At 61.6% G+C, this 15,190-nt stretch carries 13 protein-coding genes; 4 read left to right on the top strand and 9 right to left on the bottom strand.

The annotated features are described in order from the left end of the window. Positions 1 to 13 precede the first annotated feature (13 nt). Positions 14 to 1,495: an NAD-dependent succinate-semialdehyde dehydrogenase gene (locus K9B32_RS05645; RefSeq protein WP_224560924.1), complete on the top strand. Its 1,482-nt coding sequence runs from the start codon at positions 14 to 16 to the stop codon at positions 1,493 to 1,495. Positions 1,496 to 1,578: 83 nt separating this feature from the next. Here the strand turns inward: K9B32_RS05645 and K9B32_RS05650 are convergent, their stop codons facing one another. Both K9B32_RS05650 and K9B32_RS05655 read right to left on the bottom strand, forming a co-directional pair. Next, positions 1,579 to 2,022 carry a PACE efflux transporter gene (locus K9B32_RS05650; protein WP_224560925.1) on the bottom strand — a complete coding sequence of 148 codons (444 nt, stop codon included), beginning with the start codon at positions 2,020 to 2,022 and terminating at the stop codon, positions 1,579 to 1,581. Positions 2,023 to 2,139: 117 nt separating this feature from the next. Continuing rightward, the gene (locus K9B32_RS05655; protein WP_224560926.1) at positions 2,140 to 2,349 is read right to left on the bottom strand and encodes a SlyX family protein; all 210 of its coding nucleotides are present in this window, start codon (positions 2,347 to 2,349) and stop codon (positions 2,140 to 2,142) included. Between the two features lie 182 nt (positions 2,350 to 2,531). Between K9B32_RS05655 and uxaC the strand changes: the two genes are divergently transcribed. Together uxaC and K9B32_RS05665 are read left to right on the top strand one after the other, a co-directional pair. Beyond that, positions 2,532 to 3,947, top strand: coding sequence for a glucuronate isomerase (gene uxaC, locus K9B32_RS05660; RefSeq protein ID WP_224560927.1), 1,416 nt, complete (start codon positions 2,532 to 2,534; stop codon positions 3,945 to 3,947). Then, positions 3,944 to 5,398: a mannitol dehydrogenase family protein gene (locus K9B32_RS05665; protein WP_224560928.1), complete on the top strand. Its 1,455-nt coding sequence runs from the start codon at positions 3,944 to 3,946 to the stop codon at positions 5,396 to 5,398. The genes uxaC and K9B32_RS05665 overlap by 4 nt, the downstream gene beginning before the upstream one ends. A 156-nt stretch (positions 5,399 to 5,554) precedes the next feature. On the opposite strand, the gene K9B32_RS05670 is transcribed toward K9B32_RS05665, so the two are convergent. The 7 genes from K9B32_RS05670 to K9B32_RS05700 all read right to left on the bottom strand — a co-directional run bounded on the left by K9B32_RS05670 (position 5,555) and on the right by K9B32_RS05700 (position 14,272). Then, on the bottom strand, positions 5,555 to 8,005 hold the full coding sequence (locus K9B32_RS05670; protein WP_224560929.1) for an FAD-dependent oxidoreductase: 2,451 nt from the start codon (positions 8,003 to 8,005) through the stop codon (positions 5,555 to 5,557). Position 8,006: 1 nt separating this feature from the next. Beyond that, a complete protein-coding gene (locus K9B32_RS05675) occupies positions 8,007 to 8,882 on the bottom strand; it encodes a phosphotransferase (RefSeq protein WP_224560930.1) in 876 nt (291 codons plus the stop codon). A 65-nt stretch (positions 8,883 to 8,947) separates the two neighbouring features. Then, the gene (locus tag K9B32_RS05680; protein WP_224560931.1) at positions 8,948 to 10,027 is read right to left on the bottom strand and encodes an ABC transporter ATP-binding protein; all 1,080 of its coding nucleotides are present in this window, start codon (positions 10,025 to 10,027) and stop codon (positions 8,948 to 8,950) included. A 24-nt stretch (positions 10,028 to 10,051) separates the two neighbouring features. After that, on the bottom strand, positions 10,052 to 11,125 hold the full coding sequence (locus tag K9B32_RS05685) for a Gfo/Idh/MocA family protein (protein ID WP_224560932.1): 1,074 nt from the start codon (positions 11,123 to 11,125) through the stop codon (positions 10,052 to 10,054). 21 nt (positions 11,126 to 11,146) lie between these two features. Then, complete coding sequence (locus K9B32_RS05690) at positions 11,147 to 12,031, bottom strand: carbohydrate ABC transporter permease (protein WP_224560933.1); 885 nt, start codon at positions 12,029 to 12,031, stop codon at positions 11,147 to 11,149. Continuing rightward, positions 12,024 to 12,980, bottom strand: coding sequence for a carbohydrate ABC transporter permease (locus tag K9B32_RS05695; protein WP_007798261.1), 957 nt, complete (start codon positions 12,978 to 12,980; stop codon positions 12,024 to 12,026). Before K9B32_RS05695 ends, K9B32_RS05690 begins: the two co-directional genes overlap by 8 nt. A gap of 5 nt (positions 12,981 to 12,985) precedes the next feature. Continuing rightward, positions 12,986 to 14,272 carry an ABC transporter substrate-binding protein gene (locus K9B32_RS05700; protein ID WP_007798265.1) on the bottom strand — a complete coding sequence of 429 codons (1,287 nt, stop codon included), beginning with the start codon at positions 14,270 to 14,272 and terminating at the stop codon, positions 12,986 to 12,988. 201 nt (positions 14,273 to 14,473) lie between these two features. Here K9B32_RS05700 and K9B32_RS05705 point away from each other — a divergent pair, with 201 nt between their 5' ends. After that, a complete protein-coding gene (locus tag K9B32_RS05705; protein WP_224560934.1) occupies positions 14,474 to 15,151 on the top strand; it encodes a TetR/AcrR family transcriptional regulator in 678 nt (225 codons plus the stop codon). The last annotated feature ends 39 nt before the right edge of the window (positions 15,152 to 15,190 follow it).

Genomic DNA, 15,190 nt, shown 5'->3' on the forward strand with positions numbered 1-15,190 from the left:
GGAGTTACATGACATGGCATTCACGACTGCACTGACAAAACACGTTCCGTTTTCCTCGCCCTTCCTGCGCGATGCCGGTTACATCAACGGTGTCTGGACAGCCGGTGGCGCGACGAAGACCTTCGACGTCCTCAACCCTGCCACGGGCGAGGTTCTCGCCTCGCTGCCCGACATGGGCGGCGCCGAAACGCGAGAAGCGATCGATGCCGCCTATGCCGCGCAGCCGGCCTGGGCCGCGCGCCCTGCCAAGGAACGCGCCGGTATCCTCCGCAAGTGGTTCGACCTTATGGTCGCCCATGCCGATGAGCTGGCCGCCATCCTCACCGCTGAAATGGGCAAGCCCTTCGCGGAGGCCCGTGGCGAAATCCTTTACGCCGCCGCCTATGTAGAATGGTACGCAGAAGAAGCTAAGCGCATCTATGGCGAGACGATCCCCGCGCCGTCGAACGATAAGCGCATGATCGTCATCAAGCAGCCCGTCGGCGTCGTCGGCACGATCACGCCCTGGAATTTCCCAGCCGCGATGATCACCCGCAAGATCGCACCGGCGCTCGCCGTCGGCTGCACCGTCGTTTCCAAGCCGGCCGAGCAGACGCCGCTGTCGGCACTGGCGCTCGCGGTTCTTGCCGAGCAGGCCGGCATCCCGGCCGGCGTCTTCAACGTTATCGTCGGCGAAGACGGCCCGGCGATCGGCAAGGAACTCTGCGGCAACGACAAGGTGCGCAAGATCAGCTTCACCGGCTCGACCGAGGTTGGCCGCATTCTGATGCGCCAGTGTGCCGATCAGATCAAGAAGATCAGCCTCGAGCTCGGCGGCAACGCGCCCTTCATCGTCTTCGAGGACGCGGATCTGGACGCAGCGGTCGAGGGCGCTCTGGCGTCGAAGTACCGCAATGCCGGTCAGACCTGCGTCTGCGCCAACCGCCTCTACGTGCAGTCGGGCGTCTATGACGCCTTCGCCGCCAAGCTTGCCGCCAAGGTCGAGACGATGGCGGTCGGCGACGGTTTCAAGGCAGGCGTAAGCATCGGTCCTTTGATCGATGAGCAGGGGCTGGCGAAGGTCGAAAGCCACGTGGCGGATGCGGTATCGAAGGGTGCTAGGATCCTGACGGGCGGTAAGCGCGTCGAAGGTGCCGGCACTTTCTTCACGCCGACCGTGCTCACCGGCGTCACCCGCGAGATGAAGGTCGCGCGTGAAGAGACGTTCGGTCCCGTTGCCCCGCTGTTCCGCTTCGATACCGTCGCGGATGTGATTGCTCAGGCGAACGACACCGAATTCGGTCTTGCTGCCTATTTCTTTGCTGGCGATCTGAAAAAGGTCTGGCGCGTCGCCGAGGCGCTGGAATACGGCATGGTCGGTATCAACACCGGCCTCATGTCGACGGAAACGGCGCCCTTCGGCGGCATCAAGCAATCCGGCCTCGGTCGCGAAGGCTCGCGTCACGGCGCCGAGGATTATCTCGAAATGAAGTATATCTGCATGGGCAATGTCTGAGCGACATCTGGCTCAGATGCGTTGAGACAACAAGAAAGGGATCGCCGGTAGCGGCGATCCCTTTCTCTTCGACTGCGTGATGCCTAGCTTTGCGATGCTTGCGTGACAGGCTGCCAATCCGACAGTGGGAAGATACGGTCATAGGCCCAGTTGAAGACGAAGGCGTAGACCATGTAGAAAAGCGCGAAGGATACGTCCATCATCAGCGCTTGTACGACACTGATGCCGAGGTACCACGCAATCATCGGCAGCAGCGCCAACAGCAATCCCACCTCGAACATGACAGCATGCAGCACGCGGGTCGCGACACTCTTCTGCGTGCCGCCGGTCAGGCGCTGCATCAGGTGGTCGAAGCCGAGATTGTAGATGTAGTTCCACATCGTCGCCAGCGTTGCGCCGGCAACGCCGACCACGCCGATATCGGCCATGGGCATGCCGAAGGCCAGCGCACCGAGCGGCGTGACGAGCGCTAGTCCAATGAGTTCGAAGCTGATGGCGTGACGGATACGGTCTGCGGTTTTACGCATAGTTACCCCAACGGGAATGTTCGGGTCGTCCCGAGTTGATGCCCGTACTGGGGGAGGTCGTCCTCACGCCCCCTTAATAGGTATTCCGGCCGCCGAAAACAAGGGTCGGAGCTTTGTTCAGTAGTGCGGGGGTCGCGTAATGGCGGGGGCTTCCAGTGATTGCTCCTCGACCGACAGAAACCGCTCCGTCAGCCTGTCGAGCTTGGCGCGTGTCTGCTCCATCACCTTCCACTGTTCGGCCAGTTGATCGGACAACTCTTCGATCGTCTTCGCCTGATGGGCGACGATTTCCTCGAGCTTCGTCACGCGGCTCGTCTCTTCGGACATGGAACCTCCTTGCCGCAAGCGGCCAATTTCATCCGCATCTGAAAAGCGGAAATAGTCCGTACGGTCAATCATTTCGAGGGTTGGGCGGGGCGATTTGAGAAAGCGAACTGTTTGGTTACTAAAAGCCCTTGCCGCATTCCGACTTGTGGGGTAGGCCGGTAGCCCTTCAGGGAGGAATTCTCATGGATGTTGGAAACGGCTTTCTTCATCCGGACCGGCTCTTTCCGGCCGATCCGACAACACGCACGATCGCGCGGGACCTTTACGAGACGGTTCGCACGTTACCGATCGTAAGCCCGCACGGGCATACGGAACCGTCGTGGTTTGCCGAAGACAAGCCATTCGAGGATGCTTCTTCGCTCCTTGTCATCCCAGATCATTATCTCTTCCGCATGTTGCATAGCGTCGGCGTCAAGCTTGACGATCTCGGCGTACCGCGCCTCGACGGCAAGCCGGTCGCCAAGGGCCGCGACATCTGGCGCGCTTTCGCCACGCAGTACCATCTCTTCCGCGGCACGCCCTCCAGCCTGTGGGTCGATCACGCAATGTCGGCCGTCCTCGGCTGCAAGGAACCGCTGACGCCTGAAAATGCCGATGCGCTCTACGACCATATCAATGCGCAGCTGGCGCTTCCCGAGTTTCGCCCGCGCGCCCTGCACAAACGCTTCGGTATCGAGACGATCGCCACGACCGAAGGCGCGCTCGACCCGCTGGTGCATCACCAGAAGATGGCGGAAGACGGCTGGGTCGGCCGCGTCCGCACCACCTACCGGCCGGATAGTGTCACCGACCCGGATGCCGTCGGCTTCCGCGAAAATCTCGTTCGGCTTGGTGAACTGACCGATTGCGACGTGACGAAGTGGGATGGGCTGATCGATGCCCATCGCAAGCGCCGCGCCTATTTCCGCAAATACGGCGCGACCGCCACCGACCATGGCGTGCCGACGGCCTTCACGGCGGACCTGCCGCTTGCCGACAAGCAACGGCTGCTCGACCAGGCGCATAAGGGTACGCTGAGCGCCGAGCACGCTGAGCTTTTCCGGGGACAGATGCTGACCGAGATGGCCGGACTTTCGGCCGAAGACGGCATGACGATGCAGATCCATGCCGGCTCGCGCCGCAACACCGATCGTGAACTGTTCCAGACCCGTGGTCCGAACATGGGTGCGGACATCCCAACGCCGACCGATTGGGTCGGCGGTCTCTCTGCCATGCTCGCAAAGTACGGCCATGCGCCGGGTCTTCGCGTCCTCCTGTTCACCCTCGACGAGACAACCTATGCCCGCGAGCTGGCGCCGATGGCCGGCCATTGGCCGTGCCTGATGATCGGCCCGCCCTGGTGGTTCCACGACAGCCCGAACGGTATTCGGCGCTACCTCGATCAGGTGGTGGAAACGGCCGGTTTTGCCAATCTGGCAGGCTTTAACGACGATACGCGTGCTCTTCTGTCGATCCCGGCTCGCCATGATGTCTGGCGCCGCGAGGTTTGCCGCTTCCTGGCGCAGTTCGTGACGGAACACCGGATGTCCCGCAAGGAAGCCGAGACTGTCGCCGGCGAACTCTCCTACGGAAACGCGAAGAAGGCATACAAGCTGTGATCGAACGTCTGACGAGCCTTTCCGGCCTCGCGCCGACCCCAAAGCTTCCCGGCTATGATCGCAAGGCGCTGAAGCCGGGTATCCTGCATCTCGGTCCGGGCGCATTCTTTCGCGCCCACTTCGCCCCTTTCACCGATGCCGCGATTGCGGTCGCTGGCGGCGACTGGGGCATCGAGGTCGCGAGCCTGCGCACGGCCGACGTTGCCGATCACCTGAACGAGCAAAACGGGCTCTACACGATGCTCGTGCGCGACACCTCGGGCACGACGGCGCATGTCATCGGCCCGATCCTGCGTGCCCATGTCGCGACCCGCAACCCCGGCGATCTGCTCGCCAGGCTCGAGGATCCTGCCATCCGCATTGTCAGCCTGACGGTGACGGAGAAGGCTTACGGCTTCGACCCCGCCACGGGCGGGCTTGACTTGAAGCACCCCGACATTGCCGCCGACCTTGCCAATCGCCATGCACCCCGTGGCGTTATCGGCTATCTCGTCGAAGGCCTTGCGCGCCGCCGCGCCAAGGGTATCGCGCCATTCACGCCGCTCAGCTGCGATAACCTGCCGAGCAATGGCGCCGTGTTGAAGCGGCTCGTGCTCGAGTTTGCCGGTCGCATCGATCCGGAACTGAGGCAGTGGATCGAAGAGAAGGTACCCTTCCCATCGACCATGGTCGATCGCATCACGCCGGCAAGCACGGATGCCACCTATCGCGATGCCGAGAGGCTCACCGGCAGGCAGGATCTGGCAGCGATCGAAACCGAACCCTTCACGCAATGGGTGATCGAGGATCACTTCGCCAATGGCCGCCCGGAATGGGAAAAGGCCGGTGCGCTGATGGTCGAGGAAGTCTCGGCTTACGAAAAGATGAAGCTGCGCATGCTGAACGGCGCGCATTCGCTGCTCGCCTATCTCGGTTATATCGCCGGCTATGAATTCATCCGCGACGTCATGGATGATACCGGCCTGGCAGCCCTTGCGCGTCGGCACATGAACGCAGCCGCTGCCACGCTCGATCCCGTGCCCGGCATCGATCTCGAAGCCTATGCCGACGAGTTGATCGCACGCTTTGCAAACAAGGCGATTGCCCACCGCACCTATCAGATCGCCATGGATGGCACGCAGAAACTGCCGCAGCGTCTTCTGGAGCCCGCGACCGAGGCTTTGGCGCATGGCGCCAAGGCTGAGACCTACGCGATCGCCGTGGCAGCCTGGATGCGCTATGCCGTTGGCGTTGACAGGAACGGCAAAAGTTACGAATTGCGCGATCCCCGCGCGGCGGAAATTGCTGCGCTGTTGGCCGACGTGCCGCGCAATGGCGGCGCGGTGTCGAAAGCGCTGTTCGGGCTGCCGGGTCTCTTCCCGGCGGCGCTGTCCGGGAATCTCGCGTGGACGGAGGATGTGGCGAACAAGCTGGAGATCCTGATCCAGGACAACAAGCTGCCGCTGTTTTGAGAAAGGCGCGGCGATGGTCGCGCTCGGCGCAGCATGGTTTTTCCAGGCAGGTTATTAGCGGCTGTGCATCCGGGGTGATCGCCGGGCGGCTGCCCGCGTCCAGTCCGTCATTCCTGTGACAAGCACAGGAATGAAGGCCTAAGAGCTCAGCGCCGATCATCCTTTCACGCGCACCATCTCTGGATCGTAGAGCGGCTTCAGCGCGACCCGGCAGGGCACGCGCTTGCGCGCCACGTCAAGCTCGTAGTTGCCGGAGAGCACGAAGTCTTCGCTCACACCTTCCGGGTTGCGGACATAGCCGTAGCCGATCGGCTTGCCGATCGTGTAGCCGAAGCCGCCGCTGGAGAGCCAGCCGACACGCTTGCCGTTGCGGTAGATCGTCTCGCGGCCAAGCAGCACGATATCGGGATCCTCCGGCACGAAGCAGGCCAGCATCTTCTTCACGCCCGACGCCAGTTGTCGTTCTATGGCCTCGCGGCCGCGAAACGGCGTGGTCTTTCGGGTCTTCACCGCCCAGCCAAGCCCGGCTTCAACAGGTGTGTGATCCGGGCCGATATCCGAGCCCCAGGCGCGATAACCCTTTTCGAGGCGGCAGCTTTCGATCGCACGATAACCGGCATTGGTAAGCTGCAGCGGACCGCCTGCCGCCATCAGCGCGTCATAGACCGTCGTTGCGTATTCGACCGGTACATGCAGCTCGTAACCGAGTTCCCCGACATAGGTGATGCGTAAAGCCCGAACCGGGCAACCGGCAATGCCGATTGTCTTGATCCGGCCGAAGGGGAATGCGGCCTTGGAAACATCGCTCGTCGTGACCTTCTCGAGCACGGCGCGGGCATTCGGTCCCATCAGCGACAGGACGGAATAGGCGGAAGTGACATCGACGAGTTCGGCCTGCATCCCATCCGGAATATTGCGCGCGATCCAATCGAAGTCATGCGTCGCGAAACCGGTGCCGGTCACGATGTAATACTCGTCTTCGGCCACGCGTGCGCAGGTGAGGTCGCACTCGATGCCGCCCTTGTCATTCAGCATCTGTGTGTAAACAAGCGAGCCAACCGGCTTCGCCACGTCGTTGGAGGCGATCCATGACAACGCCGCCTCGACATCGCGCCCTTTCAGCACGAATTTGGCGAAGGACGTCTGATCGAACATCACGGCGGCCTCGCGCACAGCCTTGTGCTCACGACCGACGGCTTCGAACCAGTTCTGGCGGCCGTAGGTGTAGATATCCTTCGGCTCCTCGTTGGCGAAGAGATCGGCGAACCAGTTGGGCCGCTCCCATCCGAGCTTTTCGCCGAAGCAAGCGCCCTGTGCTTTCAGCCGGTCGTAGAGCGGTGATTTGCGGCATGGCCGTCCGCTTGAATACTCTTCAAAAGGGAAGGCCAGTGTGTAGTGCTTTCCGTAAGCTTCAAGCGTGCGGGTACGCACCCAGTCCGTGTCGAAATGCGGGCGCCCGAAGCGGCGGATATCTACCGGCCAGAGGTCATAGGGTGGTTCGCCCTCGGTGACCCATTCGGCGAGTGCCATGCCGGCGCCGCCGCCGGAGGCGATGCCGAAGGCGTTGAAGCCGGCGCCGACGAAGAAGTTCTTCAGCTCCGGCGCTTCGCCGAGAATGAAGTTGCCGTCAGGGGTGAAGCTCTCCGGTCCGTTCAGCAGCTGCTTGACACCGACATTTTCCAGCGCCGGCACGCGGCCGAGCGCCTGTTCCATGATCTGTTCGAAATGGTCGAAATTGCTGTCGAGCAGCGTGTAGTGGAAACCATCGGGGATGCCATTCTTCGCCCAGGGGATCGGGTGCGGCTCGTAGCCGCCCATGACGATACCGCCGACCTCCTCCTTGTAGTAGGTCAGCCGGTCTGGATCGCGCAGTGTCGGCAGGTTCGAGGGAACACCGAAGGATTCGGTGATGATGTACTGGTGCTCGACGGAAACCAACGGCACATTGACGCCGAAGCGCGCCGCAAAGGCCCGCGTCCATTGCCCGGCGCAGACGACGACACGTTCACACTCGATGCGTCCACGCTCGGTGATGACCGCGCGAATCCGGCCCTTGTCAATCTCGAGGTCGATAACCTCGGTATCCTCGAAGATCGAGACGCCGGACATGCGGGCGCCTTTGGCCAGCGCTTGAGTGATATCGGAGGGGTTGGCCTGGCCGTCAGTCGGCAGAAAGGCAGCGCCGACGAGATCGTCTATGGTCATCAACGGCCAGAGATCGAACGCCTCCTGTGGTGTCAGCAACTGCATTTCGAGTCCGAAGGATTGCGCGGTCGTCGCCTGCCGCTTGACCTCGGTCCAGCGTTCTTCGTTGCAGGCGAGGCGCAGGCCGCCATTCATCTTCCAGCCCGTCCCGAGCCCCGTTTCGGCCTCCAGCTTCTTGTAGAGATCGACGGAATAGCCGAGCAACTGGGTGATGTTGGCACTGGTGCGCAATTGGCCAACGAGCCCAGCGGCATGGAAGGTCGTACCCGAGGTCAGCTTCTTGCGCTCGAACAGCACCGTATCCGTCCAGCCGAGCTTGCCGAGATGATAGGCCGTCGAGCAGCCGATGATCCCGCCGCCGATGACAACCGCCTTGGCGGTCTTTGGCAATTCCTTCGTCATACTATCGATCCTGTTCGAATGCATCGTAGGCGCGCTCGAAGCGCGCAAGATTCTCGGCCGTATAGCCGGCATAGTCGAAATCGATGGTGGAGTGGATTTCGGACACCATACTCCACAGCGTCTCGCGCAACAGCGAGGCGCATTTCATGGCGTGATAGCGCCGCCCGAGATCCGCAGTCAGCGGCAGCTGATAATAGGTCTCGAGCATCGATCGCTCGGTCGCCTCGGAGAACTCGCTGTTGGAGGCGAGGCCGCCCAGATCGAAAAGCGGCGTGTTGAACCCCGCGTAGTCCCAGTCGATCAGCCATAGGCGCTTGCCATCATCGAGAAAGTTGGCGGCCAGCATGTCGTTATGGCCGAAGGCGATCTCGAAGGGGCCACCCGCCGCCTCCAGCTTTTCGGCTTTTGCCAGAAAATCCGGGAAAAGCCCGCAATAGGGGCTGCTGGCGGCCTTCAGATTGGCGATGTAATCGCGGATGACGTGGAAGACCCAGAAGATCGCCGCCGCGCCGCGAAATTCACGGGCGATGTCATGGTGGCAAGCCCGCACCAGCGGGATGACGCGCTCCAACATCTCGGTGCGTCGCAGGTCTTCAGGCGAGAGCGCCTTCGACTCGATGTAGTCGAGAACCAGCGCACCCGGCGCATGATAGATGACCGCCGGCGATAGCCCTGCTGCATGCGCGGCGCGGCTGGCGGCGAGCTCGTTCTGTCGGCTGATATGATGAACCGGAATGTCCTCTCCAAGCCGGACGACGCGGCGCACCGCGCGATCCTGCACGAGATAATTCCGGTTGGTGATCCCGCCGGCGATCGGCACAATTTCAATCGGACCCTGCCAGATGCCAAGCGCATGAATCCGATCTTCAGGCGTCACGCTTTTCCCTTTCGTGGCCTATCCTATTGAAATCATGGCCAGAGCGGGATCGGCTGTCAAGCGCGCTAGATGGCTGCGCCCGATGCGTCGAATATGTGGCACCGCGCCGGGTCGAAGGAGGCTCTCACGTTCGTCCCGCGCTCCACCTTCTGCTGTCCGTCGAGCGCGATCGTCAGCTGCTGTCCGTCCGGCGTCGTGGCGTAGAGCATCGTCGCGCCGCCGAGGTTTTCGACTAGATCGACATTGACGGTAGCAAGTGTGATCCCGCTGTTTTCGAGCACGGAAAGATGCTCCGGACGGATGCCGAAGGTCACAGTCTGGCCGGCTTCGGCCCTCAGCCGCCGCGGCAGGCGAACGGAGTTGCCGCAGACATTGATGGTCGTCTCGGCTTCGCCCACCTGCTCGACCCGCGCCTGTAGGAAGTTCATCTTCGGGCTGCCGATGAAGCCCGCCACGAAACGATTGGCCGGATTGTTGTAGAGATCGAGAGGTGCCCCGACCTGCTCGATGCGGCCGGCGTTCAGCACCACGATCTTGTCCGCCATGGTCATGGCCTCCACCTGGTCGTGGGTGACGTAGATCATCGTATTGCCGAGGCTGCGATGCAGCCGGGAAATTTCGACGCGCATCTGCACCCGCAGTTCCGCGTCGAGGTTGGAGAGTGGCTCGTCGAACAGGAAGATGCGCGGCTCGCGCACGATCGCGCGACCGATCGCCACGCGCTGGCGCTGGCCGCCGGACAATGCCTTCGGCTTGCGTTCCAGCAGCTTTTCGATCTGCAAGATCTCGGCAGCGCGTCTCACCTTCGGCTGGATCTCGGTCTTCTTGTAGCCGGCCGTCTCAAGCCCGAAGGCAAGGTTCTTGTAGACCGACATATGCGGATAGAGCGCATAGGACTGGAACACCATCGCGATGCCACGCTTGGCTGGCGCCACCTCGTTCATCCGCTCGTTGTCGAGCAGAAGCGCACCACCGGTGATCTCCTCAAGACCGGCGATCATGCGCAGCAGCGTTGACTTGCCGCAGCCCGAAGGGCCGACGAAGACCGCGAACTCGCCGGGATCAATCTTCAGGTCGATACCGTGGATGACGTCCAGGGCGCCGTAACGCTTCTCGACCTTCTGGAGAACGACGCTTGTTGCCATGATCTCAGGATCCTCCCTGGTCCGTTATTTCGTGTGAGCACGCCAGTCGGCGTACTTCGGGCTGTCCGATCCGATCGGCAGGATGACTTCGCTGCCGGTATCGGACGATTGATAGATGGCGGTGACGAGCTCCAGCGCACGGCGCGCATCCTGGGTCGTCACCGGCAGCGGCCCGTTGCCGCTGAGATAGGCATGGAATTGTTTCATCTGCGTGGTGAAGCGCGGTGCGACCGGCCGCCAATCGCCGGTGACGGCATCGATGCGCGCCTGCACGTCGTCATTCGCGGCGATGATCTTCCAAGGGTCCTTGCCCGGCGAATAAGGTTCGTGATTGCTCTCGAAGGTGACGTTCTCGAAGTGCAGCCGCAGGCGGCTGATCTGCTCCTGCGAACCAAGAGTGCAAGAGAGCGACACGAAGGCGCCATTCTGCATCAGCAGGCTTGCCGAGGCGCAGTCTTCGACCTCGATGTCGTTGACGCGGGTCGCAACACGGCCGAACACCTTTGAAACCGGGCCCATCAGGTGCAACAGCATGTCGTGCAGATGCAGCGCGTGGGTCACGAGGACGCCGCCAAGCTCGGTCGCCCATTTGCCGCGCCACGGCACGGAATAATATTCGGGCGTCCGCAGCCAGAACGTCTCCACCGAGCCTATGTAAGGCTTGCCGGCGATGCCGGCCTCGATGATCCGCTTCGCCTTCTCGATGCCGTCGCCGTAGCGATACTGGAAAATCGGCATCAACGTGCCGATGGCTGCCTTTTCCGCCTCCATGATCGTGTCGACGCCCGAGAGCGAGCCAGTCAGCGGCTTTTCGCAGATGACGTGCTTGCCCGCAGCCAGCGCCGCCACCACCTGCTCAAGATGAATGCCGGGCGGCGTGCAGATATCGACGATGTCGACGCTCTCGTCGGCCAGCACATCGGCAAACGAGGTCGTGCGCTTGGCGATGTCGAACTCGTCGCCGATCTCGCGCAGCCGCTCTTCATTCAGGTCGCAGATCGCCACGACCTTGAACTTGTCGGGATGCGGCAGGTAGCCTTCAACGATGTGGGAACGGCCGATGCCGCAGCCAACGATCGCAACATTCTTGATACTCATTGACCTAAATCCGTAACTGCATCAGCGCTTCATGCCTGTCGTGGCGATGCCTTCGATCAGCAGTCGCTGGAAGAACAGGAAGAAGAAGAACACCGGCACGAGCGTCAGCGTGGACATGGCAAACAGACCGCCCCAGTCCGATGCGCTGGTCGAGTCGACGAAAGTGCGCAGACCGAGCTGGATCGTGTAGGTGTTCATGTCGTTGAGGTAAATCAGCGGGCCGAAGAAGTCGTCCCAGGTCCAGATGAAGGAGAAGATCGCGGCGGTCGCCAGCACTGGCAGCGACAGCGGCAGCATGATCTTCCAGTAGATCCGCCAGGGGCTGCAGCCGTCCATCATGGCGGCTTCATCGAGTTCGCGTGGGATGCCGCGGAAGAACTGCACCATCAGGAAGATGAAGAAGGCATCGCTTGCCAGGAACTTCGGCACCACGAGTGGCAGGATGGTGTTGACCCAGCCGAGATTGAGGAACAGCACATACTGCGGAATGAGCGTCACGTGATACGGGATCATCAGCGTGCCGAGCATGATCGCAAACCAGAAGTTCCGGCCGGCAAAGCGCAGGCGCGCAAAGGCATAGGCTGCCAGCGAACAGGCAACGACATTGCCGATGACGGTCAGCACCGAGATGACGAGCGAGTTCCAGAAGAAGCGACCGAAGGTGATGTCGAGCCCGGTCCAGCCGCGAAGATAAGATGAAAAGTCGATCGACGACGGAATGAGCGAGGTCGACGAGAAGATCTCGTTTTCCGGGCGGACCGAGGCCGAGACCATCCACAGCAGCGGATAGAGCATCAGCAGCGAGCCAAGGATCAGCAGCGTGTGGATCGCAACCGACGCCGGAAGGCTGCGCTTGGTGATGTCGGATGGCGGTGCCGCAACCGCGGTGGTGATCCCGTTAGTCATCGTAGTGCACCCAGTAACGCGAGGTCAGGAAGGAGAAGGCCGTGAAGATCGCGATGATCAGCACGAGGATCCAGGCGAGCGCCGAGGCGTAGCCCATGCGGAAGTTTCCGAAAGCCTCCTGATAGAGATAGAGCGTGTAGAACAGCGTCGAGTTGATCGGCCCGCCCGTTCCGCCTGAGATAATAAAAGCCGGCGTGAAGGCCTTGAAGGCGTCGATCGTCTGGACGACGGCATTGAAGAAGATGACCGGCGTCAGGAGCGGCAGCGTGATCTTGTAGAACTGCCGGAACTTGGATGCGCCGTCGAGGCTGGCGGCCTCGTACATATCGGTCGGAATCTGACGCAAGCCGGCGAGGAAGATGATCATCGGCGAACCGAACTGCCAGACGCTCAGCGCCACCAGCGTGTAGATGGAATAGCTCGGGTGCGAGATCCAGCTCGGGCCTTCGATCCCGAAATGGGCGAGCGCCGCATTGACCAGACCATCGCCGGCAAAGAGCTGTCGCCAGAGGACGGCGATCGCCACGCTGCCGCCGAGCAGTGACGGCAGGTAGAAGATTGCGCGGTAGAGCGGCAGGCCGCGAACGCCCTTGTTGAGCGCCATCGCGACCAGGAGTGCGAAGGTCAGCTTGAACGGCACGGACAGCACGACATATGTCAGCGTGACCGTCATTGCCGCGGCAAATTTCGGGTCGGCGGTTGCGATGCGCACGTAGTTCGCCGCTCCAACCCACTCGGCCGACCGGATCATGTCGAAATCCGTGAACGAGAGGTAGAGCGAGATGACGGCCGGTCCGAGCGTCAACCCGAAAAAGCCGATCAGCCACGGCAGGAGAAAGAGGTAGCCTGGAGCATTGGCAGTCCAGAGGCGTTTGAAACGCCCCTGGGCCGCCGCCCCATATTCACTCTTGATGGCGTCCGGGGCGGTCGTGCGCATCACATCACTCATCCGCGTCAGCCTTTGGCGAGCAGGCGGCTGATCTCATCGACCAGTTGCTTGCCACCGTCGCTCGGCGAAAGCTGGCCGAAAGCGACTTGCTCGGCGATGGTGCGCAGCACCACCTGGCCTTCGCCGGCGCCTGAGGGGGGCGGCGGCGGCAGCTTGCCCGCGAGGTCGCCGAGACCGCTGACGTAGTTGAGCGGGACTTTGCCCGTTTCGTCGAGCTTGGCGGCCACGACGTCGCGCATCGCCTTCGATTCCGGAATGCCGCGTTCGACGTCGAGCGCGAGAGCAGCATCGGGATTGGTGACGAAGAAATTGACGTAGTCGACCGCCTGGTCAATCACCTTCGACTGCGAGGATACGGAGAAGAACATCGATGGCTTGCGATAGTGGCCGCCCTTCGAATCCGGCTTGATGCGCATGTAATTGGTCAGCGCCAACTTGTCTTTGCTGATGGCCTGGAAGCCGACGAACTGGTTGCTGTGCGCGTAATCGGCCGCAGCCTTGCCAAGGGTGAGCGGGCTGGTGTCGATCGTGTCCTTGTAGAGCGCCTGAACGTCGGGCGGTACGCAGGCGCTCGCCTCGCGGAATTTGCTCCACATGTCGAACCATTCGGAAGCCTCTTCGGCGCCGAAAGCGATCTTGGAATCGGCCGTGTAGAGTGCTTTGCCGCGCTGGCGGAGATAGTTTTCCAGAAGCGGTTCGTTGCCGCTACCGTCGGCAAAGCCGTAGAAGCCCTTGCGCTTGCCGGCCTTGGTGATCTCGGCGCCGATCTTGCCGAATTCCTCCCAGGTGGTTGCCTGTGTCGGCAGGTCGACACCGGCTTCCTGGAACGCGGTGGTATTCAAGACCGTTGATGCGGCGTTTGCGCCGAGGCTGACGCCGTAGAAGTGTCCGTCAACGCTGCCGCCCTCGATCTGTGCCGGGTCGAAGTCGCCAAGATTGAGCTTGGCCGGCATGTAGGATTCGAGTGGGGCGAGCGCGCCGCGCCGCGCATATTCGACGATATAGCGGTAGTCCATCTGGATGACATCGGGCGCATTGCGGCCGGCGACCTGCGTCGCCAGGCGTGGCCAATAGTCTCCCCATCCGAGAAATTCGCCGGTGATCGACGTTCCCGCATTCTTCGTCTGATAGAGCTGCGAAACCTTGTTGGTGCGGTCGGCGCGCGGCTGCGAACCCCACCACAGAAGCCGCAGGCGGGTATCGGCGGCAAAGGCCTTCGATCCCAGTGCGGACAACGAAAGAAGCGTTGCTCCCCCCGCCATGAAATTACGTCTGCTTACGCGTAGTGTCATCTGTTCTCCTCCTCCCTTGGGGAACGCCTCCACACGTTCCTTGCTGGTTTCTCTTGCAACAAATAACCAATTGGTTACAAGCTATGGACAAGCTTTGAGCCTGTCAAGCGCTGATGTGATAGTGCTCCTCGCGGTTCTCGTTTTTTACAACTTGCTCACAACGTACTATGAGCGCATTGGGGAATTAAGAAAGGTGGGTCGATGGACAGCGCCAGCGAAAATAGGGAAAAGAAGACAGCAAGGCGTCAGTCATCCGAGCGGGTCTTGCAGAGAGACCCGGAGCGGACGCGCGCGGCAATCCTCCAAGCAGCAACAAAGGAATTCGCCGAAAACGGCATGGGCGGGGCGCGCGTAGATGCGATCGCCGAGCGAGCCGGCACCAATAAGCGCATGCTCTACCACTATTTCGGCGACAAGGAGCAACTCTATCTGCGGGTGCTTGAGGAGGCCTATGTCGGCATCCGTACGGCGGAGCGCGAGCTTCACATCGGCGACCGCACGCCGCAGGAAGGGATTGGCGAACTGGCGCTGTTCACCTGGCGCTATTTCCTGAAACACCCCGAATTCCTGAGCCTGCTCGGCACCGAAAACCTTCATCGCGCGCGTTGGCTGCGCCAATCCGTTCGGCTCAAGGAACTGCATTCGCATCTGATCGGAGAACTTGCCGAGGTGCTGGAGCGCGGCAAGAAGGCTGGCATATTTATTGCCAGCGCTGATCCGCTGAATGTCTACCTGACGATCGCCTCGCTCGGGTACTTCTACCTCTCCAACCAGTATACGCTTTCGACGATCTTCGGCCGTGACCTGGTCGAACCGGGCAATCTCGACGCCTGGGAACGGCACATCGTCCATGTGACGCTCGCGTCGATTTCTGCCTGATCTGCGAAATTCGCGATCGGCTATTGACAGTGGACGGCG

It is taken from the genome of Rhizobium sp. 3T7, assembly GCF_020166565.1.
Taxonomy (GTDB): Bacteria; Pseudomonadota; Alphaproteobacteria; order Rhizobiales; family Rhizobiaceae; genus Rhizobium.